This window comes from Pseudomonas sp. PGPR N4 (assembly GCF_059693665.1).
Genome location: NZ_JCAUKV010000002.1, coordinates 780,359 through 805,295, shown reverse-complemented (window position 1 = coordinate 805,295; position 24,937 = coordinate 780,359). Strand labels below are relative to the sequence as shown.

25 protein-coding genes are annotated in these 24,937 nt (G+C 62.9%); 15 read left to right on the top strand and 10 right to left on the bottom strand.

Features of this window, described 5'->3' with window-relative positions; all coding sequences use genetic code 11:
- Nucleotides 1-107 precede the first annotated feature (107 nt).
- Complete coding sequence (gene trpB / locus AC58X1_RS13330) at nucleotides 108-1,325, top strand: tryptophan synthase subunit beta (protein ID WP_101322747.1); 1,218 nt, start codon at nucleotides 108-110, stop codon at nucleotides 1,323-1,325.
- Complete coding sequence (trpA, locus tag AC58X1_RS13325; RefSeq protein WP_150572344.1) at nucleotides 1,322-2,131, top strand: tryptophan synthase subunit alpha; 810 nt, start codon at nucleotides 1,322-1,324, stop codon at nucleotides 2,129-2,131. Before trpB ends, trpA begins: the two co-directional genes overlap by 4 nt.
- Before the next feature lie 45 nt (nucleotides 2,132-2,176).
- On the opposite strand, the gene AC58X1_RS13320 is transcribed toward trpA, so the two are convergent.
- Together AC58X1_RS13320 and AC58X1_RS13315 are read right to left on the bottom strand one after the other, a co-directional pair.
- Nucleotides 2,177-2,509, bottom strand: a complete 333-nt coding sequence (locus tag AC58X1_RS13320) for a DOPA 4,5-dioxygenase family protein (RefSeq protein WP_101322749.1) — start codon at nucleotides 2,507-2,509, stop codon at nucleotides 2,177-2,179.
- Nucleotides 2,510-2,598: 89 nt separating this feature from the next.
- A complete protein-coding gene (locus AC58X1_RS13315) occupies nucleotides 2,599-3,498 on the bottom strand; it encodes a choline sulfate utilization transcriptional regulator (protein WP_497428958.1) in 900 nt (299 codons plus the stop codon).
- Nucleotides 3,499-3,606: 108 nt separating this feature from the next.
- Between AC58X1_RS13315 and betC the strand changes: the two genes are divergently transcribed.
- From betC to AC58X1_RS13300, 3 genes are all read left to right on the top strand, one after another.
- Nucleotides 3,607-5,121: a choline-sulfatase gene (gene betC / locus AC58X1_RS13310; protein ID WP_220632823.1), complete on the top strand. Its 1,515-nt coding sequence runs from the start codon at nucleotides 3,607-3,609 to the stop codon at nucleotides 5,119-5,121.
- A 14-nt stretch (nucleotides 5,122-5,135) separates the two neighbouring features.
- On the top strand, nucleotides 5,136-6,059 hold the full coding sequence (gene choX / locus AC58X1_RS13305) for a choline ABC transporter substrate-binding protein (RefSeq protein ID WP_497428957.1): 924 nt from the start codon (nucleotides 5,136-5,138) through the stop codon (nucleotides 6,057-6,059).
- 88 nt (nucleotides 6,060-6,147) lie between these two features.
- A complete protein-coding gene (locus AC58X1_RS13300; RefSeq protein ID WP_497428956.1) occupies nucleotides 6,148-7,713 on the top strand; it encodes a SulP family inorganic anion transporter in 1,566 nt (521 codons plus the stop codon).
- Between the two features lie 151 nt (nucleotides 7,714-7,864).
- On the opposite strand, the gene aroE is transcribed toward AC58X1_RS13300, so the two are convergent.
- Complete coding sequence (gene aroE / locus AC58X1_RS13295; RefSeq protein WP_101322754.1) at nucleotides 7,865-8,689, bottom strand: shikimate dehydrogenase; 825 nt, start codon at nucleotides 8,687-8,689, stop codon at nucleotides 7,865-7,867.
- 26 nt (nucleotides 8,690-8,715) lie between these two features.
- Nucleotides 8,716-9,627, bottom strand: coding sequence for an oxygen-dependent coproporphyrinogen oxidase (gene hemF / locus AC58X1_RS13290; protein WP_150572346.1), 912 nt, complete (start codon nucleotides 9,625-9,627; stop codon nucleotides 8,716-8,718).
- Between the two features lie 135 nt (nucleotides 9,628-9,762).
- Here hemF and AC58X1_RS13285 point away from each other — a divergent pair, with 135 nt between their 5' ends.
- A complete protein-coding gene (locus AC58X1_RS13285; protein WP_497428955.1) occupies nucleotides 9,763-10,740 on the top strand; it encodes an NADPH:quinone reductase in 978 nt (325 codons plus the stop codon).
- Between the two features lie 44 nt (nucleotides 10,741-10,784).
- Here AC58X1_RS13285 and AC58X1_RS13280 read toward each other — a convergent pair whose 3' ends face one another.
- From AC58X1_RS13280 to dprA, 4 genes are all read right to left on the bottom strand, one after another.
- The gene (locus tag AC58X1_RS13280; RefSeq protein WP_188036914.1) at nucleotides 10,785-11,099 is read right to left on the bottom strand and encodes a DUF3077 domain-containing protein; all 315 of its coding nucleotides are present in this window, start codon (nucleotides 11,097-11,099) and stop codon (nucleotides 10,785-10,787) included.
- Between the two features lie 465 nt (nucleotides 11,100-11,564).
- A complete protein-coding gene (locus AC58X1_RS13275; protein WP_150572347.1) occupies nucleotides 11,565-11,879 on the bottom strand; it encodes a DUF3077 domain-containing protein in 315 nt (104 codons plus the stop codon).
- Between the two features lie 517 nt (nucleotides 11,880-12,396).
- Nucleotides 12,397-12,954, bottom strand: a complete 558-nt coding sequence (gene tsaC, locus AC58X1_RS13270; protein WP_103435475.1) for an L-threonylcarbamoyladenylate synthase type 1 TsaC — start codon at nucleotides 12,952-12,954, stop codon at nucleotides 12,397-12,399.
- A 36-nt stretch (nucleotides 12,955-12,990) separates the two neighbouring features.
- The gene (dprA, locus tag AC58X1_RS13265) at nucleotides 12,991-14,088 is read right to left on the bottom strand and encodes a DNA-processing protein DprA (RefSeq protein ID WP_181088465.1); all 1,098 of its coding nucleotides are present in this window, start codon (nucleotides 14,086-14,088) and stop codon (nucleotides 12,991-12,993) included.
- Nucleotides 14,089-14,297: 209 nt separating this feature from the next.
- Between dprA and def the strand changes: the two genes are divergently transcribed.
- From def to AC58X1_RS13240, 5 genes are read left to right on the top strand one after another with little or no spacing between them, the layout of a single operon-like run.
- Entirely contained in the window at nucleotides 14,298-14,804 is a 507-nt protein-coding gene (gene def, locus AC58X1_RS13260; protein ID WP_101322761.1) for a peptide deformylase, read from the top strand.
- 60 nt (nucleotides 14,805-14,864) lie between these two features.
- Nucleotides 14,865-15,797 (top strand): methionyl-tRNA formyltransferase, encoded by a 933-nt coding sequence (gene fmt / locus AC58X1_RS13255; protein WP_188036915.1) that lies wholly within the window; start codon nucleotides 14,865-14,867, stop codon nucleotides 15,795-15,797.
- Nucleotides 15,794-17,104 carry a 16S rRNA (cytosine(967)-C(5))-methyltransferase RsmB gene (gene rsmB / locus AC58X1_RS13250; RefSeq protein WP_181105937.1) on the top strand — a complete coding sequence of 437 codons (1,311 nt, stop codon included), beginning with the start codon at nucleotides 15,794-15,796 and terminating at the stop codon, nucleotides 17,102-17,104. The genes fmt and rsmB overlap by 4 nt, the downstream gene beginning before the upstream one ends.
- A 22-nt stretch (nucleotides 17,105-17,126) precedes the next feature.
- Nucleotides 17,127-18,500, top strand: coding sequence for a Trk system potassium transporter TrkA (gene trkA / locus AC58X1_RS13245; protein ID WP_101322764.1), 1,374 nt, complete (start codon nucleotides 17,127-17,129; stop codon nucleotides 18,498-18,500).
- 12 nt (nucleotides 18,501-18,512) lie between these two features.
- The gene (locus AC58X1_RS13240) at nucleotides 18,513-18,821 is read left to right on the top strand and encodes a tetratricopeptide repeat protein (protein WP_181105936.1); all 309 of its coding nucleotides are present in this window, start codon (nucleotides 18,513-18,515) and stop codon (nucleotides 18,819-18,821) included.
- Nucleotides 18,822-18,958: 137 nt separating this feature from the next.
- Here AC58X1_RS13240 and AC58X1_RS13235 read toward each other — a convergent pair whose 3' ends face one another.
- Together AC58X1_RS13235 and AC58X1_RS13230 are read right to left on the bottom strand one after the other, a co-directional pair.
- Nucleotides 18,959-19,846, bottom strand: coding sequence for a lysophospholipid acyltransferase (locus tag AC58X1_RS13235; RefSeq protein WP_150570278.1), 888 nt, complete (start codon nucleotides 19,844-19,846; stop codon nucleotides 18,959-18,961).
- Between the two features lie 40 nt (nucleotides 19,847-19,886).
- On the bottom strand, nucleotides 19,887-20,438 hold the full coding sequence (locus AC58X1_RS13230) for a DNA-3-methyladenine glycosylase I (protein ID WP_497428954.1): 552 nt from the start codon (nucleotides 20,436-20,438) through the stop codon (nucleotides 19,887-19,889).
- Nucleotides 20,439-20,521: 83 nt separating this feature from the next.
- Here AC58X1_RS13230 and glyQ point away from each other — a divergent pair, with 83 nt between their 5' ends.
- The 4 genes from glyQ (at nucleotide 20,522) to AC58X1_RS13210 (ending at nucleotide 24,896) form a co-directional block, all read left to right on the top strand.
- Complete coding sequence (glyQ, locus tag AC58X1_RS13225; RefSeq protein ID WP_101322768.1) at nucleotides 20,522-21,469, top strand: glycine--tRNA ligase subunit alpha; 948 nt, start codon at nucleotides 20,522-20,524, stop codon at nucleotides 21,467-21,469.
- Entirely contained in the window at nucleotides 21,466-23,520 is a 2,055-nt protein-coding gene (gene glyS / locus AC58X1_RS13220) for a glycine--tRNA ligase subunit beta (protein WP_101322769.1), read from the top strand. The genes glyQ and glyS overlap by 4 nt, the downstream gene beginning before the upstream one ends.
- 3 nt (nucleotides 23,521-23,523) lie before the next feature.
- The gene (gmhB, locus tag AC58X1_RS13215) at nucleotides 23,524-24,051 is read left to right on the top strand and encodes a D-glycero-beta-D-manno-heptose 1,7-bisphosphate 7-phosphatase (RefSeq protein ID WP_101322770.1); all 528 of its coding nucleotides are present in this window, start codon (nucleotides 23,524-23,526) and stop codon (nucleotides 24,049-24,051) included.
- A gap of 62 nt (nucleotides 24,052-24,113) precedes the next feature.
- Nucleotides 24,114-24,896 carry a lysophospholipid acyltransferase family protein gene (locus tag AC58X1_RS13210; protein ID WP_101322771.1) on the top strand — a complete coding sequence of 261 codons (783 nt, stop codon included), beginning with the start codon at nucleotides 24,114-24,116 and terminating at the stop codon, nucleotides 24,894-24,896.
- The last annotated feature ends 41 nt before the right edge of the window (nucleotides 24,897-24,937 follow it).

Sequence of the window (24,937 nt, the reverse complement as noted above, 5' to 3'; positions counted from 1 at the left end):
ACCTGTGAGATTTCCTGACATGTTTGCGCAATCTTATCGGTTTTCAGCCGGACGCAGTGAAGTTAGAGTAAAGCCCATCAGTCATCCATATCGCCTTGGAGCGCTCCATGACCCAGACCCAATTCCGCGCTGGCCCCGACGCCGACGGCCTGTTCGGCTCGTTCGGTGGCCGCTACGTGGCAGAAACCCTGATGCCGCTGGTGCTGGACCTGGCCCGCGAATACGAAGCGGCCAAGGCCGACCCGGCGTTCATCGAGCAGCTGGCGTACTTCCAACGTGATTACATCGGCCGGCCCAACCCGCTGTACTTCGCCGAGCGCCTGACCGAGCACTGCGGCGGCGCGCAGATCTACTTCAAGCGCGAAGAGCTCAACCACACCGGCGCGCACAAGGTGAACAACTGCATCGGCCAGGTACTGCTGGCCAAGCGCATGGGCAAAAAACGCCTGATCGCCGAAACCGGCGCCGGCATGCATGGTGTCGCCACCGCAACCGTGGCTGCCCGTTTCGGCCTGCCGTGCGTGATCTACATGGGCGCCACCGACATCGAGCGCCAGCAAGCCAACGTGTTCCGCATGAAGCTGCTGGGCGCCGAGATCGTTCCGGTTACCTCCGGCACCGGCACCCTCAAAGACGCCATGAACGAAGCGCTGCGCGACTGGGTCACCAACGTCGACGATACCTTCTACCTGATCGGCACCGTTGCTGGCCCGCACCCTTATCCTGCGATGGTGCGCGACTTCCAGTCGATCATCGGCAAGGAAACTCGCGCCCAGATGCAGGAAAAACAAGGCCGTCTGCCAGACAGTCTGGTGGCCTGCGTCGGTGGTGGCTCCAACGCCATGGGCCTGTTCCACGAGTTCCTCGATGACGCCAGCGTGCAGATCATCGGCGTTGAAGCCGGCGGCCATGGCGTCGACACCGACAAGCACGCCGCCAGCCTCAACGGCGGCGTACCGGGCGTGCTGCACGGCAACCGCACCTACCTGCTGCAGGACGGCGACGGTCAGATCACCGATGCCCACTCGATTTCGGCAGGCCTGGACTACCCCGGCATTGGCCCGGAGCATGCCTTCCTGCACGAAGTGAAGCGGGTCGAGTACGTCAGCATCACCGACGACGAAGCGATCGATGCGTTCCACGCCACGTGCCGTCTGGAAGGCATCATCCCGGCGCTGGAAACTGCCCACGCCCTGGCTGAAGCCATCAAGCGCGCGCCGACCCTGCCTAGCGACCACTTGATGGTGGTGTGCCTGTCCGGCCGTGGCGACAAAGACATGCAAACCGTGATGAACCACATGGCCGCCCAGGAGAAACAGGCATGAGCCGTCTCGAACAACGCTTTGCCGACCTCAAGGCCGAAGGCCGCTCGGCGCTGGTCACTTTCATCACTGCCGGCGACCCTGGCTACGACACCTCACTGGCCATCCTCAAGGGCCTGCCAGCCGCCGGTGCCGACGTGATCGAGCTGGGCATGCCGTTCACCGACCCGATGGCTGACGGCGTGGCGATCCAACTGGCGACCTTGCGCGCCCTGGACGCCGGCCAGACCCTGGCAAAAACCTTGCAGATGGTTCGCGAGTTCCGCGTCGACAACCAGACCACGCCAATCGTGCTGATGGGTTACTACAATCCGATCCACCGCTTTGGCGTAGAGAAGTTTGTTGCCGAGGCCAACGAGGCTGGCGTTGACGGCTTGATCATCGTCGACCTGCCGCCTGAACATGACGCCGAGCTAGCTACCCCGGCGCAGGCAGCAGGCATCGACTTCATTCGCCTGACCACACCGACCACCGACGATGCGCGCCTGCCGCGCGTGCTCGAGCGCAGCTCGGGGTTCGTCTACTACGTTTCGGTGGCCGGCGTCACCGGTGCAGGTTCTGCTACCAGCGAGCACGTCAGCGAGGCGCTGGCGCGTCTGCGTCGCCATACTGACCTGCCGATCAGCGTCGGCTTTGGTATCCGCACCCCTGAGCAAGCAGCGGCGATCGCGCGCCTGGCTGAAGGTGTGGTGGTTGGCTCGGCGCTGGTCGACAAGATCGCCAACGCCAGCAGCAACGAGCAGGCCGTCAACGATGTGCTGAGCCTGTGCTCGGCGCTGGCTGAAGGCGTACGCTCGGCTCGTCGCTGAGTTGACCTGGGCCACTCGCGCTGCTGCAGCGCGGATGGCCCTGCTTCACTCCTCGAAGATCGACAGGTCCAACGGTCGTAAAGCGCCCATCCAGATCGCATGATCACGGTGATCGGCCAGCTCATCGCCAGTCAGCGGGTGCAGAAACACCACCAGCCCGCGCCGATATAACGCCAACCACGGCAGCACCACGCCCACCACCTCCGGCGCAAACGCCAGCTGGCAGCTCCAGTCCGGGTGCGGCCCTACTGGCTTCTGATGCATGCGCCCCATGCTCACGGGAAACAGCCGTGTCGCCTCCTCGCACAGCTCCCGCGCCTGCTCCATGCTCTGCGCGTCGTAATAGACGTGCGCGTGGTAACCCTTGATTCTCTGCACGATAGCTCCTGATTACGCTTCCACCGCCACCGCCGGCAAGGCAGTGATGCAATGAAAAGATAGCCGAGACCGCAGAGCAGCCCAACCTCTTAACGGTTGCGCTCTTGCTCCAGCCAATCCACAAACCGCTCGATCAACGCCCCACGGCGCTTGCGCGGCGGTAATACCACGTAATACCCGCGGTCCGAGCGCAAACTCCCCGCCAATGGCCGGCACAACAACCCTTGTTCCACCAGCCCGTCCACCAAATGCCCCCAGCCAATCGCCACGCCTTGCCCGGCAATCGCCGCCTGAATCAGCAGCGTGTAGTTATCAAAGCGCAATTGCCCAGCCGGCGCTGAGCTGGACACGCCAAAGCCGCGAAACACCCCCGCCCAGTCAAACCAGCGGCTGGCCTGCTCGCCCTTCAAATGCAGCAACGGCAACCGTTGCAAAGCCGAGGCTGACAAGGGTTTGCCATCAGTCATCCGCGGGCTGCACACCGGGAAAACCTCCTCATCGAACAACCAGCGGCTCTCCCCCTGATGGAAACGCCCATCGCCGAACAGCACCGCCACGTCGATGTCAGGGCGCAACATGCCCTGACTACGTTCACCGGTCACCAGGCTTACATCCACCTGTGGATAAGCCTCATGAAAGCGCTGCAGCCGCGGCATCAGCCAGAATGCTGCGAAGGCAAAGTCAGTGGCCACCTGCAGCACCTCGCGTTGACCGCGGCCGCTGGCCTGGGCGATGCCGTCATCCATCGCCTGCAGGCCCTGGTGCACCTGTTCGAACAACAACTGGCCGGCTTCGGTGAGCTCAATGCCCCGATAAATACGGTCGAACAGGCGCGTGCCAAGAGTTGCTTCCAGGCGCTTTACCTGCTGACTGACTGCCGGCTGGGTGGTGCCAAGCTCCAATGCAGCGGGGGTAAAGCCACGCAGGCGCGCGGCCGCTTCGAACACGCGCAAGGTATCCAGCGACAGCGCGGCAAGGTGCTCAAACATAAGCTCAGCTAATCCCAGTCATTGCCCGCCATGGGCTTTACCCATGTTATCGGAAGTCGCATCTTGAAAGGCACGCGGATCGTATAACCCTCGACAATGGAAGCCAATATGACGCGCCCGAATATCCTGTTCATCATGGCCGACCAAATGGCCGCACCCCTGCTGCCAATCTATGCCCCTTCGCCTGTGCAGATGCCTCATCTGAGCCGGCTGGCGGAACAGGCGGTAGTGTTCGATTCAGCCTACTGCAACAGCCCATTGTGCGCGCCGTCCCGCTTCACGCTGGTCAGCGGCCAACTGCCCAGTCGCATCGGCGCCTACGACAATGCTGCCGATTTTCCGGCCGATGTACCGACCTATGCGCACTACCTGCGCCGCTTGGGTTACCGCACTGCGCTGTCAGGCAAAATGCACTTCTGCGGCCCAGACCAGCTGCACGGTTACGAAGAGCGGCTGACCAGCGACATCTACCCAGCCGACTATGGCTGGGCGGTGAACTGGGACGAACCGCACGTGCGTCCGAGCTGGTTCCACAACATGTCTTCGGTGCTGCAGGCGGGGCCGTGCGTGCGCACCAACCAGCTGGATTTCGACGAAGAGGTGGTGTTCAAAGCGCGCCAGTACTTGTACGACCATGTGCGCGAGAACGATGGGCGACCGTTCTGCCTGACGGTGTCCATGACCCACCCGCACGACCCCTACACCATCCCCAAGCGATATTGGGACCGCTATGAGGGTGTAGATATTCCGATGCCCACCGGGCTCAGTCAGGCAGAACAGGACCCCCACTCACAGCGCCTGCTGAAGGTTTATGACCTGTGGGACAAGCCGCTACCTGTGGATAAAATTCGCGATGCCCGTCGAGCCTACTTTGGCGCCTGCAGCTACATCGACGACAACATCGGCCAGCTGCTGCAGACCCTGGAGGAGTGCAACCTGGCCGACGACACCTTGATCGTGTTCTCCGGCGACCACGGCGACATGCTGGGCGAGCGAGGCCTCTGGTACAAGATGCACTGGTTCGAGATGTCGGCGCGGGTTCCGCTGCTGATCCATGCGCCCAGGCGCTTTGCTGCAAGCCGGGTGAGCGCCTCGGTATCAACCTGTGATCTGCTGCCGACATTGGTAGAGCTGGCCGGTGGCGCTGTGGATAAAGACCTGCACCTTGACGGCCGCTCACTGCTCGGCCATCTGCAAGGGCAGGGCGGTCACGACGAAGTGATCGGCGAATACATGGCTGAGGGCACGGTCGGCCCACTGATGATGATCCGCCGCGGGCCATACAAGTTCGTGTACAGCGAAGACGACCCCTGTCTACTCTATGACCTGAGCCGCGACCCGCACGAGCGGGAGAACCTCACGGGCAGCCCGGACCACCAGGCGCTGCTGCAGGCGTTTATCGATGAAGCACAAGAGCGCTGGGATGTCCCCAGCCTGCGCCAGCAGGTACTGGCCAGCCAGCGCCGCCGCCGGCTGGTCGGCGCAGCGCTCGCCATCGGCAAGCTGAACAGCTGGGACCATCAACCCTGGGTAGATGCCAGCCAACAGTACATGCGCAACCACATCGATCTCGACGACCTCGAGCGCAAGGCACGTTACCCACAGCCCGCACCCCTGGATTGAGAAGAGAGGCCGCCATGCACATGTTCTCCACCGCCGTACTTGCCCTGGCTCTGGGCGTTGCCACAGCCAACGCAGCCGACAGCGACGCGCAATGCAGCACCGTAAAACTAGCCGACCCTGGCTGGAGTGATATTGCCTCGACCAACGCAGTAGCCCGGCTGCTGCTGGAAAGCCTGGGCTACCAGGTAAAAGTAGATAGTCTGGCCGTGCCGATCATCTACGGCGGCCTCAAGGATGGGAGGGTCGACGCCTTTCTTGGCAACTGGATGCCGGCGCACCAGAGCTTCCATGACAAGTTCGTCGCCAACGGCGATGTCCAGCAGCTGTCACGCAACCTGGAAGGAACCGAGTTCACCCTGGCAGTGCCCGACTACGTGTGGAACGCCGGGGTCAAGAGCTTCGCTGACCTGCAGAAACACGCCGACCAGTTCGACCACAAGCTGTACGGTATCGGCTCCGGCGCCCCAGCCAATCTCTCGTTGAAAGAAATCATCGACAAGAATGAATTCAACCTTGGTCAGTGGAAGCTGGTGGAATCCAGCGAGCAGGCGATGCTGGCCCAGGTCGATCGGGCGATCAAGAAACAGCAGTTCATCACCTTTCTTGGCTGGACCCCGCACCCGATGAACGTGAAACTGAAGATGCATTACCTGACCGGCGGGGAGAAGTGGTTCGGCAGCAAAGGCGAGGTATACACGCTGACCCGCAAGGGTTATCCACAAGCGTGCCCGAATGCGGCGAAGCTGCTGGGGAATCTCAAGTTCACACTGGACATGGAAAACAGCATCATGGCCCAGGTTGTGGATAACAAGATCAGCTTCGATCAAGCGGCCAAGGCATGGGTGAGAGCGCACCCCGAATCGCTGGACGAATGGTTGCTCGGCGTGACCACCAAAGTCGATAGCAATGCGCTTGAGGCAGTCAAAGCCAAGCTCTGAACGACCCCAAAAAACTGGGGCTAGGCGCTATAGCCGGGATGCCCCACTGCGATGAATCTCGGCGAAATCTAAGGATTGTGGACAACTCATGCACCGCCTCAGTCACCTGCTGCCTTTCCTCAAGTGGCTGCCCCGGCAAACGCCGCGCAGTATGCGCCAGGACCTGCTGGTCGGCCTGAGCGGTGCCATCCTCGCCTTGCCGCAATCCATCGCCTACGCGCTGATCGCTGGCCTGCCGGCCGAGTACGGCCTGTACGCGGCCATCGTGCCGGTGATCATCGCCTGCCTGTGGGGATCTTCGTGGCACCTGATCTGCGGCCCGACCGCGGCCATCTCGATCGTGCTGTATGCCAGTGTCAGCCCGCTGGCCGTCAGTGGCAGCAGCGACTACATCAGCCTGATCCTGCTGCTGACGTTTCTAGCCGGCGCCTTCCAACTGGTGCTCGGACTGGTGCGCTTTGGCGCACTGGTCAATTTTGTCTCGCACTCGGTGGTGCTCGGCTTCACCCTTGGTGCGGCTGTGGTCATTGCCCTGGGGCAACTGCCAAACCTGCTCGGCATCGAACTGGTGAGCCAGGCCACCGCGCTGAAAACCCTGCAGGATCTGCTCAGTCACGCTGGCGAAATCGACCTGCCAGCGCTGACGCTGGGCTTGGCGACGTTGCTGCTTGGCCTGCTGCTGAAGCTTTGGCGGCCACGCTGGCCGAGCCTGTTGATAAGTCTGCTGCTGGTCAGCCTGGTCGCCTGGTTGCTGCCGCAATGGTTTGGCCAGGTGGCGCGGGTGCCGGCGTTCAGCGGCCAGCTGCCACCCTTGAGCCCGTTGCCATTGCTGGATTTCGAACTGATCCTGCACTTGCTGCCAAGCGCCGTGGCGGTGGGCATGCTCGGCTTGGTCACCAGCCTGTCGATTGCCCGCTCGCTGGCGTCGCGCTCCGAGCAAATGATCGATGCCAATCAGGAAATCCGCGCCCAAGGCCTGTCGAACATGGTCGGCAGCGTATTCTCCGGTTACCTCTCGTCCGGCTCATTCACCCGCTCGGGCTTGAGCTACGATGCGGGCGCACGTTCGCCGCTGGCCGGGGTGTTTTCCGCGCTGTGGTTGGCGCTGTTCGCAGTGACCGGCGCCGGCCTGATTGCGCACCTGCCGATCCCGGCCATGGCCGGCAGCATTTTGCTGATCTGCTGGGGTTTGATCGATGTGCGCGGCATCCGCGCGCTGTTTCGGGTCAGCCGCGCCGAGTTTCTGGTGATGGCCCTGACCGCTATGGCAACGCTGCTGCTGGAGCTGCAGACCGCGATCTATGCCGGCGTACTGGCCTCGCTGTTCTTCTACCTCAAGCGCACCTCACAGCCCCGCGTGCTGCAAAGCCGCGAAGGCGAGACAGATGTACTGCGGGTGGGTGGGTCGATCTTCTTTGGCGCAGCGCACTACCTGCAAGTGCGCCTGCAACGCTGCCAGGGGCCGCATGTACTGATCGATGCGCGGCAGGTCAACTTTATCGACTATTCGGGCGTTGACATGCTCCACCGTGAAGCGCGGAGGCTGATGCGTAATGGCGGTAGCCTGACGCTGCAGCGGGCAAGGCCGCAGGTGGTCGAGGAATTGCAGAAGCTGGAAGGGGCGCAGGCGTGTCCAATACGCTTTGAGGATTGATTGGGACTTCAGGATGCTGGGGGGGACCGCGTCAGACTGGCTGGACACGGTCAGTGTAGGAGCGGCCTTGTGTCGCGAAAGGGCTGCAAAGCAGCCCCGACATTCTCAAACCCCACACAATTTGAGACCCTGCCCGACCCCGGCTTGCGGCTCAACCCCGCGCCAACTGCCGGCGCAGCTCATCCAGCACTGGCGCTGTATCCGGCCGCACCCCACGCCAGATGAAGAACGCCTCGGCCGCCTGCTCGGCGAGCATGCCCAGGCCATCGAGTACCTTGGCTGCCTGCAGGCGAGTCGCCCACTGGCAAAACGGGGTCGGCTCCTTGCCGTACATCATGTCGTAGCACACGGTGCGGCCAGCTTCGACCAGGCTGTCGGCAATCGGCGGCATCTGCCCGGCAAGGCTGGCCGAGGTGGCGTTGATGATCACGTCTACCGGCTCGCTGAGCCAGGCAAAACCACTGGCCACCACCGGCCCTAGCGCATCGAACTCATGCGCCAGCTGCTCGGCCTTTTCTTCCGTCCGGTTAGCGATCACCAGCGCCTGCGGGTTATGCGCCAGAATCGGCTCGAGTACACCGCGCACTGCGCCGCCCGCACCAAGGATGAGGATGCGCTTGCCCTTGAGCTCGACCCCGGCGTTTTGCGTGAGGTCGCGCACCAGACCGGCGCCGTCGGTGTTGTCACCTTGCAGGCTGCCGTCGGCCAGTTTGGTCAGGGTGTTGACCGCGCCGGCGCGCTGGGCACGCTCGGTGAGACTGTCGCACAGGCGGTAGGCTTCTTCCTTGAACGGCACGGTGACGTTGGCACCCTGGCCTTGCTTGAAGAAGCCGCGAGCGCAGTCGCTGAACTCGTCCAGCGGCGCCAGCAGGGTGTTGTATTCGATGTGCTGGCCGGTCTGATCGGCAAACAGGCGGTGGATCAGCGGCGACTTGCTGTGGCCGATCGGGTTGCCGAAAACGACGTATTGGTCCATGGCGCTTCCTCGGTTATCCACAGGGCTTACTGGCCAAGCCAGTCGCGGTCTTGCAGGTAGTAGTCGGTCAGGCGCGCTTCTTCGCTGCCTGGCGCCGGCTTCCAGTCATAGCCCCAGCGCACTTGCGGCGGCAGCGACATCAGGATCGACTCGGTACGCCCACCCGATTGCAGGCCGAACAAGGTGCCACGGTCGTACACCAGGTTGAACTCGACATAGCGCCCACGGCGGTACTCCTGGAATTCGCGCTGCTCAGCGGTATAAAGCGTGGCCTTGCGCCGCTGCACGATCGGCAGGTAGGCGTCGATATAGGCATCGCCGATCGCCCGAATGAAGGCGAAGCAGGTGTCGAAGTCCCACTCGTTGAGGTCATCGAAGAACAGCCCACCAATGCCACGCGGCTCGCCGCGGTGCTTGAGGTGGAAGTAGCGGTCGCACCAGGCTTTGTAACGCGGGTAGACGTCGGCGCCGAACGGCGCGCAGGCCTGCTCGGCGACGCGGTGCCAGTGCACGCAGTCTTCCTCGTTGCCGTAGTAGGGGGTGAGGTCAAAGCCGCCGCCAAACCACCAGACTGCCTCTTCGCCTTCTTTTTCGGCGATGAAAAACCGCACATTGGCGTGCGAAGTCGGCACATGCGGGTTATGCGGGTGGATCACCAGCGACACCCCCAGCGCCTCGAAGCCGCGCCCGGCCAGCTCTGGCCGGTGAGCACTGGCCGACGGCGGCAGGCCGCTGCCGAACACGTGGGAGAAGTTGACCCCGCCTTTCTCGATCAGCGCGCCGTCCCCGATCACCCGCGTGCGCCCGCCACCACCGGCTTCGCGCACCCACGCGTCCTCGACGAAGCGGGCGCCGCCGTCTTCGCGTTCGAGGGCAGAGCAGATGCGGTCTTGCAGGTCGAGCAGATAGGCCTTCACGGCCTCGGTGCGGCTGGTCATCGGGGTCACCTGGGAGGAGCAGGGAAGAATTCGCCGCGTAGCATACCACCGGCAACCGGCGCGTCGCAGTTGACGGCAGTCAAGCAAAGGCGTCCGATAGAAGGCCTGCATCCAATCCGACAACAGGAGTGCGAGATGGCCCAGCGTATCCAGTTCAGCCAGCATGGCGGTCCCGAAGTACTGCAACTGGTCGAGTTCGACCCGGCCCCACCCGGCCCGCAGCAGGTTCGTGTGCGCAACCAGGCGATCGGCCTGAACTTCATCGACACGTATTTCCGCAGCGGCCTGTACCCACCGCCAGCGCTGCCCTCGGGCCTGGGCACCGAAGGTGCCGGCATCGTCGATGCGGTCGGCGAAGGTGTCACCCGGCTCAAGGTCGGCGACCGCGTCGCTTACGTCGGTGGCCCGCTGGGCGCCTACAGCCAAGTGCACACGCTGCCCGAAGCCAACCTGGTCAAACTGCCCGACAGCATCAGCTTCGAGCAGGCTGCCGCAGTGATGCTCAAAGGCCTGACCGTGCAGTACCTGCTCAAACAGACCTACGCCGTGCAGCCGGGCGAAGTGATCCTGTTCCACGCCGCAGCTGGTGGGGTTGGCTCGCTGGCGTGCCAGTGGGCTAAAGCGCTGGGCGCCAAGCTGATCGGCACGGTCAGCTCGGCGGAAAAAGCCGAGCGGGCCAAGACCCTCGGCGCCTGGGAGACTATCGACTACAGCCACGAAGACGTCGCCAAGCGCGTGCTTGAGCTGACTGACGGCAAAAAGGTTGCGGTGGTATACGACGGCGTTGGCGCCGATACCTGGCTGACCTCGCTGGACTGCCTACAGCCACGCGGCTTGATGGTCAGCTTCGGCAACGCCTCCGGCGCGGTCAGTGGCGTCAACCTGGGCATTCTGGCGCAGAAGGGTTCGCTGTACGTGACCCGGCCGACCTTGGCCACTTACGCCAACAACGCCGAAAACACCCAGGCCATGGCCGATGACCTGTTCGCCATGATCGCCAGCGGCCAGCTGACGGTGGATATCCAGCAACGCTACCCGCTCAGCGAAGCGGCCAAAGCGCAGAGCGAGCTGTCGGCGCGGCGCACGGTCGGCTCGACGGTGCTGTTGCCCTGAGCTGCGGGGCCGCTATGCGGCCCCAATACAGCCAGCACCGGGCGTCAGGTCAACGACATCCTCTTGCTCAATGTCCCGGATTCGAAGCTGTCGAGTAAAGACTCAACCACACCCTCAGCCGCTTCCACCGCGTGCAGGTTGGCCCAGTACAGGCCACGGCCTTCTTCGCGCATGTGTTCCATGGCTTGCATGCCGGTTTCATAGGCACAGCGCAGGTGCAACGCTACGTGGACCAGAGCGTCTTCGATGGGGATGTTTGGGTTTACTGAGAAAAGCGGAGGATGGCCGGCTTCGCAGCGGCCGAAGGGGTGGGCGGTGGTGGAGGGTAAGGGTGGATCTGGGACGATTTTCTTGGCCACTGGAAAATGCTCCTAAGCTTTACCGCTTCAATTCACTACCACGTGAATTGGGTGGCGGCGATACGCGAGGTGGTAGACCCGGGCATTTTCCAATCCAGGCAGGCTCGAAAGCCTCCCGCGCACAGCCGCCATAGACTGTCATGGAAAAAAAGCACCTGGGCTACCACACCCGATCGCAGAATTATTCAGCGACGATGTGAAGCCTAGAGGCATGAGTTCCCACTGAGAAGGTGATGGCATACGACAGTGTGCGTAGGATATTTCGCTGAATGCGATCCGCACAGCCTTTTGGTAAAAATCAGAAATATCCTGCACATGACTGAGTAATGCTGGGCAACAGTCTGCGGACTCACGAATTCGGTACCAGCCAGAAATACTGGGGCGCTACGCTCCGTTGGTTCGGCCGTACTGCTGCCCTGAGTGATTGGGGCCGGCTAACGGCCCCAATATCCAACACAGCGGCTGTCAGATGAGAGACATACGCTTTTCCAGCGTGCCTGCCTCGAAGTTGTCGAGCAGCGACTCGACCACACCTTCAGCCGCTTCCACTGCATGGAGGTTGGCCCAGAACAGGCCGCGGCCTTCTTCGCGCATATGCTCCATGGCTTGCAGGCCGGTTTCGTAGGCACAGCGCAGGTGCAGTGCGACGTGGACCAGAGCGTCTTCGATGGGGATGTTTGGGTTTACCGAGTAAAGCGGAGGATGGCCGGCTTCGCAGCGACCGAAGGGGTGACTCGTGGTTAGTGGGAGAGGCGGATCAGGTACAAGCTTCTTGGTCATGGGGTTTTCTCTAATCAATCGCCGCTACAACTCGTTACCACGCGAATTGGTGGCAGCTATACGCAGGGTGGTAAACCGGAGAGATACCCCAAGACCCGGCAGGCTAAAAGCCTCCCGCGCACAGCTGCCATGACTGACATGGGGAATCATCATCTCCGGGTTACCACACCCGATCGCTGAGTTATTCAGCGACGATGTGAAGCCTAGAGGCATGAGTTCCCACTGAGAAGGTGATGGCATTCTACAGCGTGCGTAGGATATTTCGCCGAATACGATCCGCACAGCCTTTTGGTAAAAATCAGAAATATCCTGCACATGACTGAGTAATGCTGGGCAACAGTCTGCGGACTTACGAATTCGGTATCAGCCAGAAATGCTGGGGGCGCTACGCACCCCTTTCGCGACGCAAGGCCGCTCCTACGGGGACCGCGTCTGACCTGCTTACGCGGTCCCTGTAGGAGCGGCCTTGCGTCGCGAAAGGGCTGCAAAGCAGCCCCGGCAGACTCGAGCCAGACGCTCACCCCGCCCGCACCACCTCGCCAGTGGCCAGATCACGAATCACACTCGGATTCTTGCGCCCGCCCAACAACCCACCCAGCACCAGATCCAGATCCCCGCGGAAATACTGCTCCACCCGCAAGCGACTCTTCGCTGCCGGCCGTCCACCGGGGTTGGCCGAAGTGGAAATCAGCGGCCCAACTAGCGCGCAAAGCTCGCGCACCTGTGGATGATCGCTGACGCGCAGGGCAACGGTGTCGTGCTGGCCGGTGACCCACTCCGGCAACATGCCCTGATGCGGTACCAGCCAGGTGTTTGGGCCAGGCCAGGTGTCGGCCATGCGCTTGATCCAGTCTTCGGGGAAGTCTTCGAACAGGAAGTCGAACTGCTCGATGCTGTCTGCCACCAGAATCAGGCCTTTATCCACAGGCCGCGACTTGAGCGCGAGCAGGCGGTACACCGCGTCTTCGTTCCAGGGGTCGCAGCCCAGACCCCAGACTGCTTCGGTCGGGTAGGCAATCACCGCGCCCGCGCGAATTTCCCGTGCGGCTTGCTGCACACGCCAACTGCTGACCATTGTTGTTACTCCGAATTACGCTGACCTGCAGTTTACTCAGCCAGACCGCGCAAACCAACGCCCAGCTTGATTGCTGACGCGGCCTTCCAGCTCCAACTCGGTCAGGCTGGCGAGCACCTGCGCCAGCGCCTGCCCGCTGCTGCGGGCCAGCCCTTCGCTGGTTTGCGGTGCAGCGTGGAGCAAGGCGAGCAGGGGGTGGGCGGGTTTATCCACAGCCACCGGCGGCAGGTTTTGCCAACCGCGCAGGCTGTCTAGGATCTGCTCGACGCTTTCCACCAGCAGCGCGCCATCACGAATCAACTGGTGGCAGCCCTTGGCGCCGGGGTGATGGATCGAGCCTGGGATGGCGTACACCTCGCGGCCTTGCTCGGCCGCCAGACGGGCGCTGATCAGCGAGCCGCTGGCGGTACCGGCCTCGACCACCAGCACACCGAGCGACAAACCACTGATGATCCGGTTGCGACGGGGGAAGTTGCCAGGCAGTGGTCCGGCGTCCAGCGGGAACTCTGAAACCACTGCGCTACCACGCTCGATCATCTCCTGCGCGAGGGCTTTATGGCGCTGTGGATAAAGTTTTTCAAGACCCGTGCCAAGCACCCCGATTGTGCTGCCTTGAGCGTCCAGCGCAGCCCGATGAGCGGCGCCGTCTACGCCCAGCGCCAGGCCGCTGGTGATGGTAAAACCGGCGCGGGCGAGGCAGCGCGAAAAAGCCGCGGCGTTGTCCAGCGCCGGCGGCGAAGCACGCCTGCTGCCGACGACAGCCAGCTGCGGGCGCTCGAGTATTTCAACGTTGCCGGCCACAAACAGCAGCGGCGGGGCATCGTCGATTTCGCCCAGCAGAGGCGGGTAGCCAGGCTGGTCCCACATCAGCAAATGCTGGCCCGGACGCTCTAGCCAGGCCATTGCAGCGCTGGCACCATCGCGCACTTCTGGGCTGCGCCGAGCCTCGCAGGCAGCGGCAGTCAGCCCCAGCGTGCGCCAGGCAGTTGCCGGTGCACTGAGCGCCGAGGAGGCGCTGCCAAACGCCTCAATCAGTGTCAGAAAACGCCGCATACCGACGTCAGGCAAGCGATGCAGGCGCAGCCTCGCCTCTAATTCAGCAGGTGGACAGTCAGACGAAAGGGGAACGGGCATGGCTGATCATCCTTGATCGACAAAGGGTCATGCAGATGGCACAACCTGTGGATAACTGTGTTGATAAGAGTTTTATAACCTGTCAACAGATTCGGCTATAAGCGCCGTTCTGAAACCCTAGCTGACCTTTGCTACGTGCTGAATCGTGCGTTTGCCTTTATTATGTGTGTTCAGTTTTCAACCGACCGCACAGTGACTGCCTGACCCCTATGGCCATTTTGAACATTCTCGAATTCCCGGACCCGCGCCTGCGTACCATTGCCAAACCGGTGACGGTGTTTGACGACGCCTTGCGCCAGCTGATCGACGACATGTTTGAAACCATGTACGAAGCGCCTGGCATCGGCCTGGCCGCGACGCAGGTCAACGTCCACCTGCGCCTGGTAGTGATGGACCTGAGCGAAGATCGCAGCGAGCCACGGGTGTTCATCAACCCCGAGCTCGAAGAGCTGACCGACGACATGGGCCAGTACCAGGAAGGTTGCCTGTCGGTGCCGGGCTTCTACGAAAACGTCGATCGCCCTCTGCGCATCCGGGTCAAAGCCCAGGATCGCGATGGCAAGCCGTACGAGATGGAGGCCGAAGGCCTGCTCGCGGTGTGCGTGCAGCACGAGCTGGACCACCTCAACGGCAAGCTGTTTGTCGACTACCTGTCGCAGCTCAAACGTGACCGGATCAAGAAGAAGCTGGAAAAGCAGCACCGCCAGAACGCCTGATCCCCCACCTTGCAGAAGGCTTGCTCCGGCAAGCCTTTTTCTATTTCAAGCGAGAACTCCATGCGCATCGTCTTCGCGGGCACCCCTGAGTTTGCCGCCGAACACCTCAAAGCCCTGCTCGACAGCCCTTACCAGGTGGTTGCGGTGTACACCCAGCCCGACCGTCCGGCCGGCCGTGGGCAAAAGCTCATGCCGAGCCCGGTCAAGCAGTTGGCCGTGGCCCATGACATCCCTGTGCTGCAACCGCCGACCCTGCGCAATGCCGAGGCCCAGGCCGAACTGGCCGCGCTGGCGCCGGACCTGCTGGTGGTGGTTGCCTACGGTTTGATCCTGCCGCAGGCGGTGCTGGATATCCCGCGCCTGGGCTGCATCAACAGCCATGCCTCGCTGCTGCCACGCTGGCGCGGTGCGGCGCCGATCCAGCGCGCCGTCGAAGCCGGCGATGCCGAGAGCGGCGTCACCGTGATGCGCATGGAAGCGGGCCTGGACACCGGGCCGATGCTGCTCAAGGTCACTACTCCAATCAGTGCCAGCGACACCGGCGGCAGCCTGCATGACCGCCTTGCCGAAATGGGCCCGCCTGCCGTGCTCGAGGCGATTGCCGGGCTGGCCGCTGGCACCTTGCAGGGCGAAGTGCAGGATGACGCCCTGGCCACTTATGCACACAAGCTGAACAAAGAAGAAGCGCGCATCGACTGGAGCCGCCCGGCAGTTGAGCTGGAGCGTCTGGTACGCGCCTTCAACCCATGGCCGGTGTGCCACACCAGCCTCGATGGCGAAAGCGTGAAGGTCCTCGAAGCGAAGTTGTCCACAGGCAGCGGCGCCCCCGGCCAGATCCTCAGCGCCAGCAAGGACGGCCTGATCGTCGCCTGCGGTGAGCAGGCACTGAGCCTGACCCGCCTGCAACTGCCAGGCGGCAAGGCGCTGAACTTCAGCGACCTGTTCAACAGCCGCCGCGAGAAGTTCGCTGACGGCAAGGTGCTTGGCCAATGAACCCACGTCTGGCTGCTGCCCGCGCCCTCGCTGCTGTACTCAGCGGCAAGGCTTCGCTGAACAGTTCGTTGCCAACGCAACTGGACAAGGTCGAGGAACGCGACCGTGGCCTGACCCAGGACCTCGCCTTCGGCACCGCCCGCTGGCAGCCACGCCTGGAGCTGCTGGCCGCGCAGTTGCTGCAAAAGCCGTTCAAGGCGGCCGACAGTGATGTGCAGGCGCTACTGCTGGTGGGCTTGTACCAGCTGTTCTACACGCGAATCCCGGCGCATGCCGCCATCGGCGAAACCGTGGGCTGCGCCGACAAGCTGAAAAAGCCGTGGGCCAAGGCCCTGCTCAATGCCGTGCTGCGCCGCGCCCAGCGCGAGGGCGAAGAACTGCTCGCCAGCATGGAGCGCGACCCGGTGGTACGTACCGCCCACCCGCGCTGGCTGCAGAAGTCGCTCAAGGCGTTCTGGCCGGAGCAGTGGGAAGCCATCTGCGCCGCCAACAATGCTCATCCGCCGATGATCCTGCGGGTCAACCGCCGCCATCACAGCCGCGACGCCTACCTGGCCTTGCTTGGCGAAGCCGGTATCGCGGCCGCTGCTTGCCAGTACAGCCGCGACGGCATCGTGCTCGCGGCTGCCTGCGACGTGCGTGGCCTGCCAGGCTTTGCCGAAGGCTGGATCAGCGTGCAGGACGAAGCGGCGCAACTGGCCGCCGACCTGCTCGAACTGGCCCCCGGCCAACGCGTGCTGGATGCCTGCTGCGCACCGGGCGGCAAGACCTGCCACCTGCTCGAAGCCGAGCAGGGCCTGGCCGAAGTGGTGGCGATCGACCTGGAAGCCAAGCGCCTGGTCCGCGTGCGCGAGAACTTGGCGCGCCTGCAACTGGACGCCAAGCTGATCGCCTGCGATGCCCGCGACACCGCCAACTGGTGGGACGGCAAGACCTTCCAGCGCATTCTGCTCGACGCACCGTGCTCGGCGACTGGAGTGATCCGCCGTCATCCGGACATCAAGTTGACCCGTCAGGCTGATGACATCCCGGCCCTGGCCACGTTGCAGGGCGAGTTGCTCGATGCGCTGTGGCCAACCCTGGAAGTCGGCGGCATGCTGCTGTACGCCACCTGCTCGAGCCTGCCGACCGAAAACACTGAAGTGATCGAGGCGTTTCTGGCCCGTACGCCAGGCGCCCGTGAACTGGACCTGGCCACCGAGGCCGGCCTGCGCCAGCCGCACGGGCGCCAGTTGCTGGCTCAGGAAGGCGGCCACGACGGCTTCTACTATGCCAAGCTGATCAAGATTGCCGCCTCGCGCGGATAAAACACCAGGTTAGGAGTAGTGGATGAAGATCATCATCCTTGGCGCAGGGCAGGTAGGCGGCACGCTGGCAGAACACCTGGCCAGCGAAGCCAATGACATCACTGTGGTAGACACTGATGGCGACCGCCTGCGCGACCTTGGCGACCGCCTTGATATCCGCACTGTGCAGGGCCGTGGCTCGCTGCCGACGGTGCTGCGCCAGGCCGGCGCCGACGACGCCGACATGCTGGTGGCGGTGACCAACAGCGACGAGACCAACATGGTCGCCTGCCAGGTCGCCTACTCGCTGTTCCACACCCCGACCAAGATCGCTCGGGTGCGCGAATCGGCATACCTGACTCGGGAAGAAATGTTCCACAACGACCATATCCCGGTCGACGTGCTGATCAGTCCCGAACAGGTGGTGACCAACTACATCAAGCGTCTGATCGAGCACCCCGGCGCACTGCAGGTGATCGACTTCGCTGACGGCAAAGCCCAGTTGGTGGCGGTCAAGGCCTACTACGGCGGCCCGCTGGTGGGCCAGCAGTTGCGCCAGATCCGCGCGCACATGCCCAATGTCGACACCCGCGTGGCGGCGATCTTCCGCCGTGACCGGCCGATCAAGCCGCAGGGCGATACCGTCATTGAAGCCGATGACGAGGTTTTTTTCATCGCCGCGAAGAAGGACATCCGTGCGGTCATGGGCGAGTTGCGCCGCATCGACGAGACCAACAAGCGTGTGGTCATCGCCGGGGGCGGGCAGATCGGCGAGCGCCTGGCTGAAGCGATCGAGAGCCGCTACCAGGTCAAGATCATCGAGATGAACGCGGCCCGTTGCCGTTACCTGTCCGACACCCTGGAAAGCACCGTGGTGTTGCAGGGCAGCGCCTCGGACAAGGACCTGATGCTGGAAGAGAACATCGCTGACGCCGATATCTTCCTGGCCCTGACCAACGACGACGAGGCCAACATCATGTCGTCGCTGCTGGCCAAGCGCCTAGGTGCGCGCAAAGTGATGACCATCATCAACAACCCGGCCTATGTCGACCTGGTGCAGGGTGGCGATATCGACATCGCCATCAGCCCGCAGCTGGCGACTATCGGCACCTTGCTTGCCCACGTGCGCCGCGGCGATATCGTCAGCGTGCACTCGCTGCGCCGCGGTGCGGCCGAGGCGATCGAGGCCGTGGCGCATGGTGACGCCAAGTCGAGCAAGGTGATTGGCAAGGCCATCGCCGACATCGACCTGCCGCCGGGCACCACCATTGGCGCGATCATTCGTGCCGAGCAGGTGCTGATCGCCCACGACAACACGGTGCTGGAAACCGGCGACCACGTGATTCTGTTCGTTGTGGATAAAAAGCATATCCGCGACGTCGAGAAGCTGTTCCACGTAGGCTTGAGCTTTTTCTAAGGAGGCACCGCAATGCGCGAATCGCTGCAGAAGATGCTCGACAAGGGTGTGGATAACTCACTGTTGCGCTTCGGCCTGGGCAAGGCCTGGCTGGATGAGGGCAACGGCGCCGAGGCGGCGGTGCATCTGGCCCGCTGCGTTGAGCTGGACCCGAAGTATTCGGCGGCGTGGAAGCTGTTGGGCAAGGCTTATCAGCTGAGCGGTGATCTGGCCGCGGCGCGGCAGGCGTGGGAACAAGGGACTGAAGCGGCGCGGGCGCATGGCGACAAGCAGGCCGAGAAAGAGATGGCGGTGTTTTTGAAGAAGTTGAATAAAATCTGAGATTGCTGGGGGCCGCTTTGCGGCCCTTCGCGGCGGTCCGGCGTCCCGGCAAGCCCGCTCCCACAGCATTTGCAGCGCCACCGTAACCTGTGGGAGCGGGCTTGCCCGCGAAGGACTGCGCAGCAGCCCCAGAAACCTCAATACCAGCGCGGCTCGCCAGCCGGACGCTTCTTGAAGCGCTTCATGCTCCACATGTACTGGCTCGGATACTCGCGCACATAACGCTCGACCACCTTGCTCATGGCCGCCGCCGACACCGTTACATCGGTGCTGTACATCTCCTCGGGCGCCGCCTCGAGAATTACCCTGAACCCAGAACCATCCGGCAGCCGCAGCGCATGCAGGAACACCCCGACCGCCTTGCCGCCAGCCAGCATGTTCGGCACAAATTTGCTGGTCAGCGCCTGGGTGCCGAGGAACGGTACAAATACCCCAGCCGACTCGGCCGGCTCCGGGTCAGCCGGAATCCCCACCTGGCCACCACGGCGCACTTCCTTGATCACGCTGAGGATGCCTTCCTTGGTCGACGGCGCCACACGGTTGCCCATCTGCACGCGCTGCTCGCGAAGCAGGTCATCGACGGCCTTGAGCTTGGGCGGGCGGTAGAAAATGATCGGTTTGCACTGGCTGCAGTAGAAGTGGTTGAGCACTTCCCAATTGCCCAGGTGGCTGGTAATGCCGACTACGCCCTTGCCTGAGGCCAGGGCGGCCTCCAGCACTTCCAGGCCCTGCACTTCGTGGACGAGGTCCAGCGAACGCTGGGGCGGCCAGATCCAGGCGCAGGCGCTTTCGACAAACGACTTGCCGATATCGCGCAGGGCGCGGCCGACCAACTGCTCGCGCTCGGCCGGGTCCATCTCCGGAAAACACTTGGCCAGGTTGATCCGCACCACGTTGCGCGAACCGTTGGGTATCTTCCACATCAGCCAGCCAATGCCGGCGCCAACCCGTTGCACCGCGCTCCAGGGCAGCTTGGCAAACAGGCGCAGCACCCCGACCATCAGGGCGCCCTTGAACTTTTCCACAGGCGAATTCCTTATTTCAGCAAGCGCGCATTGTACCCGCTCAGCGCGCCAAGGCGGCGTAGCGATCGCAGTCGGTGGTGTGGTCCATGACCATCCCGGTGGCCTGCATGAACGCGTAGCAGATAGTCGGACCAACAAACGTGAAGCCGGCTTTCTGCAACGCCTTGCTCATCGCCTTGGCCTCGTCGGTGACTGCCGGCATCTCGCTACGGTCGGTGAAGTGGTTGATCTTCGGCGTGCCGCCGACAAACGACCAGAGCCACTCGGCCGGGTTATCCACAGCCAGCCAGGCCTTGGCATTACGCCGCGCCGCGTTGAGTTTGAGGCGGTTGCGGATGATCCCGGCATCGAGCATCAATTCCTCGATGCGCTCATCGCTCATCTGCGCCAGCTGCGCCGGGTCAAAGTCATACATGACCTGGCGATAGCGCTCGCGCTTGCGCAATACGGTGATCCAGGACAGCCCAGCCTGGAACCCTTCGAGCAAAAGCATCTCGAACAGCAACGCCGGATCGCGCTGCGGCGTTCCCCACTCCTGGTCGTGGTAGGCCTGGTACAACGGATCGTCGGTACACCAAAAGCAGCGTGGCATAAGGCTCCAATCAGTAGAGGGCGAGGCGAATCGGGTTATACTCCCGCTCTTTACATCCGCATCCCCAGATACAGGTGAATTTCGTGAGCCAGCCTACGCCAGCCGTGCGTACCTTCCAAGACCTCATCCTCGCCCTGCAGAAGTACTGGGCTGAGCAAGGTTGTGTGGTACTTCAGCCCTACGATATGGAAGTAGGCGCCGGCACTTTCCACACCGCGACCTTTTTGCGCGCCGTCGGCCCAGAAACCTGGAACGCCGCCTACGTGCAGCCAAGCCGTCGGCCTGCCGACGGACGGTATGGTGAAAACCCCAACCGCCTGCAGCATTACTACCAGTTCCAGGTGGTCCTCAAGCCTAACCCGGCCAACTTCCAGGAACTGTACCTGGGCTCGCTGAAAGCGATCGGCCTCGACCCGCTGGTGCACGATGTGCGCTTCGTCGAAGACAACTGGGAATCGCCGACCCTCGGCGCCTGGGGTCTGGGTTGGGAAATCTGGCTGAACGGCATGGAAGTGACTCAGTTCACCTACTTCCAGCAAGTCGGCGGTCTGGAGTGCTACCCGGTCACCGGCGAAATCACCTACGGCCTCGAGCGCCTGGCGATGTACCTGCAGGGCGTTGATTCGGTGTACGACCTGGTCTGGGCTGACGGCCCGTTCGGTGTGGTCACCTATGGCGACGTGTTCCACCAGAACGAAGTGGAGCAATCGACCTACAACTTCGAGCACGCCAACGTCGACAAACTGTTCGAGCTGTTCGACTTCTACGAAAGCGAAGCCAACCGCCTGATCAAGCTCGACCTGCCGCTGCCGACCTATGAAATGGTCCTGAAGGCGTCGCACACCTTCAACCTGCTCGACGCCCGCCGCGCCATCTCGGTGACCGAGCGCCAGCGTTACATCCTGCGCGTACGTACGCTGGCTCGCGACGTGGCGCAAAGCTACCTGCAAGCCCGTGCCCGCATGGGCTTCCCGATGGCGACCCCTGAACTGCGTGACGAAGTGTTGGCTAAGCTGGAGGCTGCACAATGAGTGCTCAAGATTTTCTGGTTGAACTGGGCACCGAAGAGCTGCCACCCAAAGCCCTCGCCAGCCTCGGTGACGCGTTTTTGGCCGGTATCGAAAAAGGCCTGCAGGCCGCTGGCCTGAATTACGCCGGCAAGAGCGTGTATGCCGCGCCGCGCCGCCTGGCAGTGCTGATTCGTCAGCTCGACGTGCAGCAGCCTGACCGCTCCATCAACGTCGATGGCCCGCCCATGCAGGCCGCGTTCAACGCCGAAGGCCAGCCAACTCAGGCGGCCCTGGGCTTTGCCAAGAAGTGCGGCGTCGACCTCAGCGAGATCGACCAGAGCGGCGCCAAACTGCGCTTCTCGCAGCACATCCCGGGCAAGGCTACTGCCAGCCTGCTGCCGACCATCGTCGAAGATTCGCTCAACGACCTGCCGATTCCCAAGCGCATGCGCTGGGCGGCCAGCCGTGAAGAATTCGTGCGGCCAACCCAATGGCTGGTGATGCTGCTCGGTGAGCAGGTGGTCGATTGCACCATCCTCAAGCAGCAAGCCGGTCGCGAGTCGCGTGGGCACCGTTTCCACCACCCGGAAAACGTGGTTATCAGCGCGCCTGCCAACTACGCCGAAGACCTGCGCAAAGCCTACGTGCTGGCCGATTTTGCCGAGCGCCGCGACTTGATCGCCAAGCGCACCGCAGAGCTCGCCCTGCAGCAGGAAGGCACGGCCATCGTGCCGCCGGCGCTGCTCGATGAAGTGACTGCGCTGGTCGAATGGCCGGTGCCGCTGGTGTGCTCGTTCGAGGAACGCTTCCTTGAAGTGCCGCAAGAAGCGCTGATCACTACCATGCAGGACAACCAGAAGTACTTCTGCCTGCTCGACAGCGACGGCAAGTTGCTGCCGCGCTTCATTACCGTGGCCAACGTCGAGAGCCGTGACCCGCAGCAGATCGTGCTCGGTAACGAAAAGGTCGTGCGTCCGCGTCTGACCGACGCCGAGTTCTTCTTCAAGCAGGACAAGAAGCAGCCGCTGGCGACCTTCAACGAGCGCTTGAAGAACGTGGTGTTCCAGGCCCAGCTGGGCAGCGTCTACGACAAAGCCGAGCGCGTCTCCAAGCTGGCCGCCTACATCGCCCCACGCATCGGCGGCGACGCCCAGCGTGCGGCGCGTGCCGGCTTGCTATCCAAGTGTGACCTGGCCACCGAAATGGTCGGCGAGTTCCCGGAAATGCAAGGCGTTGCCGGCTACTACTACGCCATGAACGACGGCGAGCCGGAAGACGTCGCCCTGGCCCTGAACGAGCAGTACATGCCGCGCGGTGCTGGCGCGGAACTGCCGCAGACCCTCACCGGTGCTGCCGTGGCCATTGCCGACAAGCTCGACACCCTGGTCGGTATCTTCGGCATCGGCATGCTGCCAACCGGCAGCAAAGACCCGTACGCCCTGCGTCGCGCTGCCCTCGGCGTGCTGCGCATTCTGATCGACAAGCAGCTGGACCTGGACCTGACCGACGCCGTGAGCTTCGCCGTCAACCAGTTCGGTAGCAAGATCAAGCCAGCCGGGCTGTCCGAGCAGGTCCTGGAGTTCATCTTCGACCGCCTGCGTGCACGTTATGAAGACGAAGGCATCGACGTCGGTACCTACCTGTCGGTACGTGCCCTCAAGCCAGGCTCGGCGCTGGACTTCGACCAACGCGTACAGGCCGTGCAGGCGTTCCGCCAACTGCCTGAAGCCGGGGCCCTGGCCGCGGTCAATAAGCGTGTGTCGAACCTGCTGAGCAAGGCTGAGGGTGCGATCTCCGAGCAAGTCGAGCCGAAGTATTTCGACAATGCCAACGAGTTCTCGCTGTACTCGGCGATCCAGCAGGCCGACCAGGCTGTGCAACCGATGGCCGCGGCCCGTCAGTACCGTGAGTCGCTGGCCCGCCTGGCAGCGCTGCGTGACCCGGTCGACGCCTTCTTCGAGGCAGTGATGGTCAACGCCGAAGATGCCAAGGTCCGTGCCAACCGCTACGCCCTGCTCAGTCGCCTGCGCGGTCTGTTCCTGGGTGTGGCCGACATCTCGTTGCTGGGGTAAGCCTTGAAACTGCTGATTCTCGATCGTGACGGGGTGATCAATCACGACTCCGACGCCTACATCAAGTCGCTGGAGGAGTGGATCCCCATTGCCGGCGCGATCGAGGCCATCGCGCAGTTGAGCAAAGCGGGCTGGACGGTGGCGGTGGCCACCAACCAGTCCGGCATTGCCCGGGGCTACTATTCGCTGGACACCCTCGAGGCCATGCACACGCGCTTGCGCGAGCTGGTGGCCGAGCAGGGTGGCGAACTGGGCCTCGTCGTGTACTGCCCGCATGGTCCGGACGAGGGCTGCGCCTGTCGCAAACCGAAGCCGGGCATGCTCGAGGCAATCGCTGCCCATTACCAGGCAGAGCTGCCTGGCGTATGGTTCGTCGGCGACAGTAAAGGTGACCTGGAGGCCGCCCTGGCCGTCGGAGCACAACCGGTGTTGGTGAAAACCGGCAAAGGTGAGCGCACCCTGAGCAAGGGCGTCGCTGCAAGCACGCTGATTTTTGACGATCTGGCCGCTGTCGCCAGAGCACTTATCTAGACTGTACGCCGCCTGGCGCACAGTTCATTAGGCGGGCACGACCCGCAACGGTACATGCCACTATGTCGATCCTGCAGGCGATCAGAATCTTTCTTTTTTACCTGCTGCTGGGCACCAGCTCGTTGCTTTGGTGCACCTTGAGCTTCTTCATCGCGCCGTTTCTGCCGTTTCAAAAGCGCTACCGCTTCATCAACGTCTACTGGTGCCGCTTTGCCGTGCGCCTGACCGAGGTGATGCTGGGTATCCGCTACAAGATCACCGGCGCGGAGAACGTGCCAGCGACCCCGTGCGTGATTCTGTCCAATCACCAGAGCACCTGGGAAACGTTCTTCCTGTCGGCGTACTTCCAACCGCTGAGCCAGGTACTCAAGCGTGAGCTGCTGTATGTGCCGTTCTTTGGCTGGGCCATGGCCATGCTGCGGCCGATCGCGATCGACCGCGACAACCCCAAGGAAGCCTTGCGCCACGTTGCCAAGAAGGGCGATGAGCTGCTCAAGCAAGGCGTGTGGGTATTGATCTTCCCTGAGGGTACCCGTGTCCCGTATGGGCAGATCGGCAAGTTCTCCCGTGGCGGTACGGCCTTGGCGGTGAACGCAGGCCTGCCGGTGCTGCCGATTGCGCATAACGCCGGCCGTTACTGGCCGAAGTCTGGCTGGGGCAAGCAGGCGGGGGTGATCGAGGTGGTGATTGGCGAGCCGATGTATGCCGAAGGCAGTGGGCCGCGGGCCATTGCTGACCTGAATAACCGCGCTGAGGCGTGGAATCAGGAGACCCAGCGGGCGCTGGGTGCGCTGCCTCCAGTGGCTGAAAGCAGCGCCGCAGACAGCTTGGAAAATTGTGGATAACTTGTGAGCAACTTTTCAAATGATGCTTAGAGATTGACTCT

Excerpts from the sequence above, each read along its gene's own strand:
- hemF (WP_150572346.1), bottom strand. The coding sequence starts at position 9,627 with ATGACCAGCCGCACCGAGGCCGTGAAGGCCTATCTGCTCGACCTGCAA.
- fmt (WP_188036915.1), top strand. The coding sequence starts at position 14,865 with ATGCGCATCGTCTTCGCGGGCACCCCTGAGTTTGCCGCCGAACACCTC.
- AC58X1_RS13315 (WP_497428958.1), bottom strand. The coding sequence starts at position 3,498 with ATGTTTGAGCACCTTGCCGCGCTGTCGCTGGATACCTTGCGCGTGTTC.
- rsmB (WP_181105937.1), top strand. The coding sequence starts at position 15,794 with ATGAACCCACGTCTGGCTGCTGCCCGCGCCCTCGCTGCTGTACTCAGC.
- glyS (WP_101322769.1), top strand. The coding sequence starts at position 21,466 with ATGAGTGCTCAAGATTTTCTGGTTGAACTGGGCACCGAAGAGCTGCCA.
- AC58X1_RS13285 (WP_497428955.1), top strand. The coding sequence starts at position 9,763 with ATGGCCCAGCGTATCCAGTTCAGCCAGCATGGCGGTCCCGAAGTACTG.
- trpA (WP_150572344.1), top strand. The coding sequence starts at position 1,322 with ATGAGCCGTCTCGAACAACGCTTTGCCGACCTCAAGGCCGAAGGCCGC.
- AC58X1_RS13275 (WP_150572347.1), bottom strand. The coding sequence starts at position 11,879 with ATGACCAAGAAGCTTGTACCTGATCCGCCTCTCCCACTAACCACGAGT.
- AC58X1_RS13230 (WP_497428954.1), bottom strand. The coding sequence starts at position 20,438 with ATGCCACGCTGCTTTTGGTGTACCGACGATCCGTTGTACCAGGCCTAC.
- def (WP_101322761.1), top strand. The coding sequence starts at position 14,298 with ATGGCCATTTTGAACATTCTCGAATTCCCGGACCCGCGCCTGCGTACC.
- choX (WP_497428957.1), top strand. The coding sequence starts at position 5,136 with ATGCACATGTTCTCCACCGCCGTACTTGCCCTGGCTCTGGGCGTTGCC.
- betC (WP_220632823.1), top strand. The coding sequence starts at position 3,607 with ATGACGCGCCCGAATATCCTGTTCATCATGGCCGACCAAATGGCCGCA.
- trkA (WP_101322764.1), top strand. The coding sequence starts at position 17,127 with ATGAAGATCATCATCCTTGGCGCAGGGCAGGTAGGCGGCACGCTGGCA.
- AC58X1_RS13210 (WP_101322771.1), top strand. The coding sequence starts at position 24,114 with ATGTCGATCCTGCAGGCGATCAGAATCTTTCTTTTTTACCTGCTGCTG.
- AC58X1_RS13300 (WP_497428956.1), top strand. The coding sequence starts at position 6,148 with ATGCACCGCCTCAGTCACCTGCTGCCTTTCCTCAAGTGGCTGCCCCGG.
- AC58X1_RS13240 (WP_181105936.1), top strand. The coding sequence starts at position 18,513 with ATGCGCGAATCGCTGCAGAAGATGCTCGACAAGGGTGTGGATAACTCA.
- tsaC (WP_103435475.1), bottom strand. The coding sequence starts at position 12,954 with ATGGTCAGCAGTTGGCGTGTGCAGCAAGCCGCACGGGAAATTCGCGCG.
- aroE (WP_101322754.1), bottom strand. The coding sequence starts at position 8,689 with ATGGACCAATACGTCGTTTTCGGCAACCCGATCGGCCACAGCAAGTCG.
- trpB (WP_101322747.1), top strand. The coding sequence starts at position 108 with ATGACCCAGACCCAATTCCGCGCTGGCCCCGACGCCGACGGCCTGTTC.
- dprA (WP_181088465.1), bottom strand. The coding sequence starts at position 14,088 with ATGCCCGTTCCCCTTTCGTCTGACTGTCCACCTGCTGAATTAGAGGCG.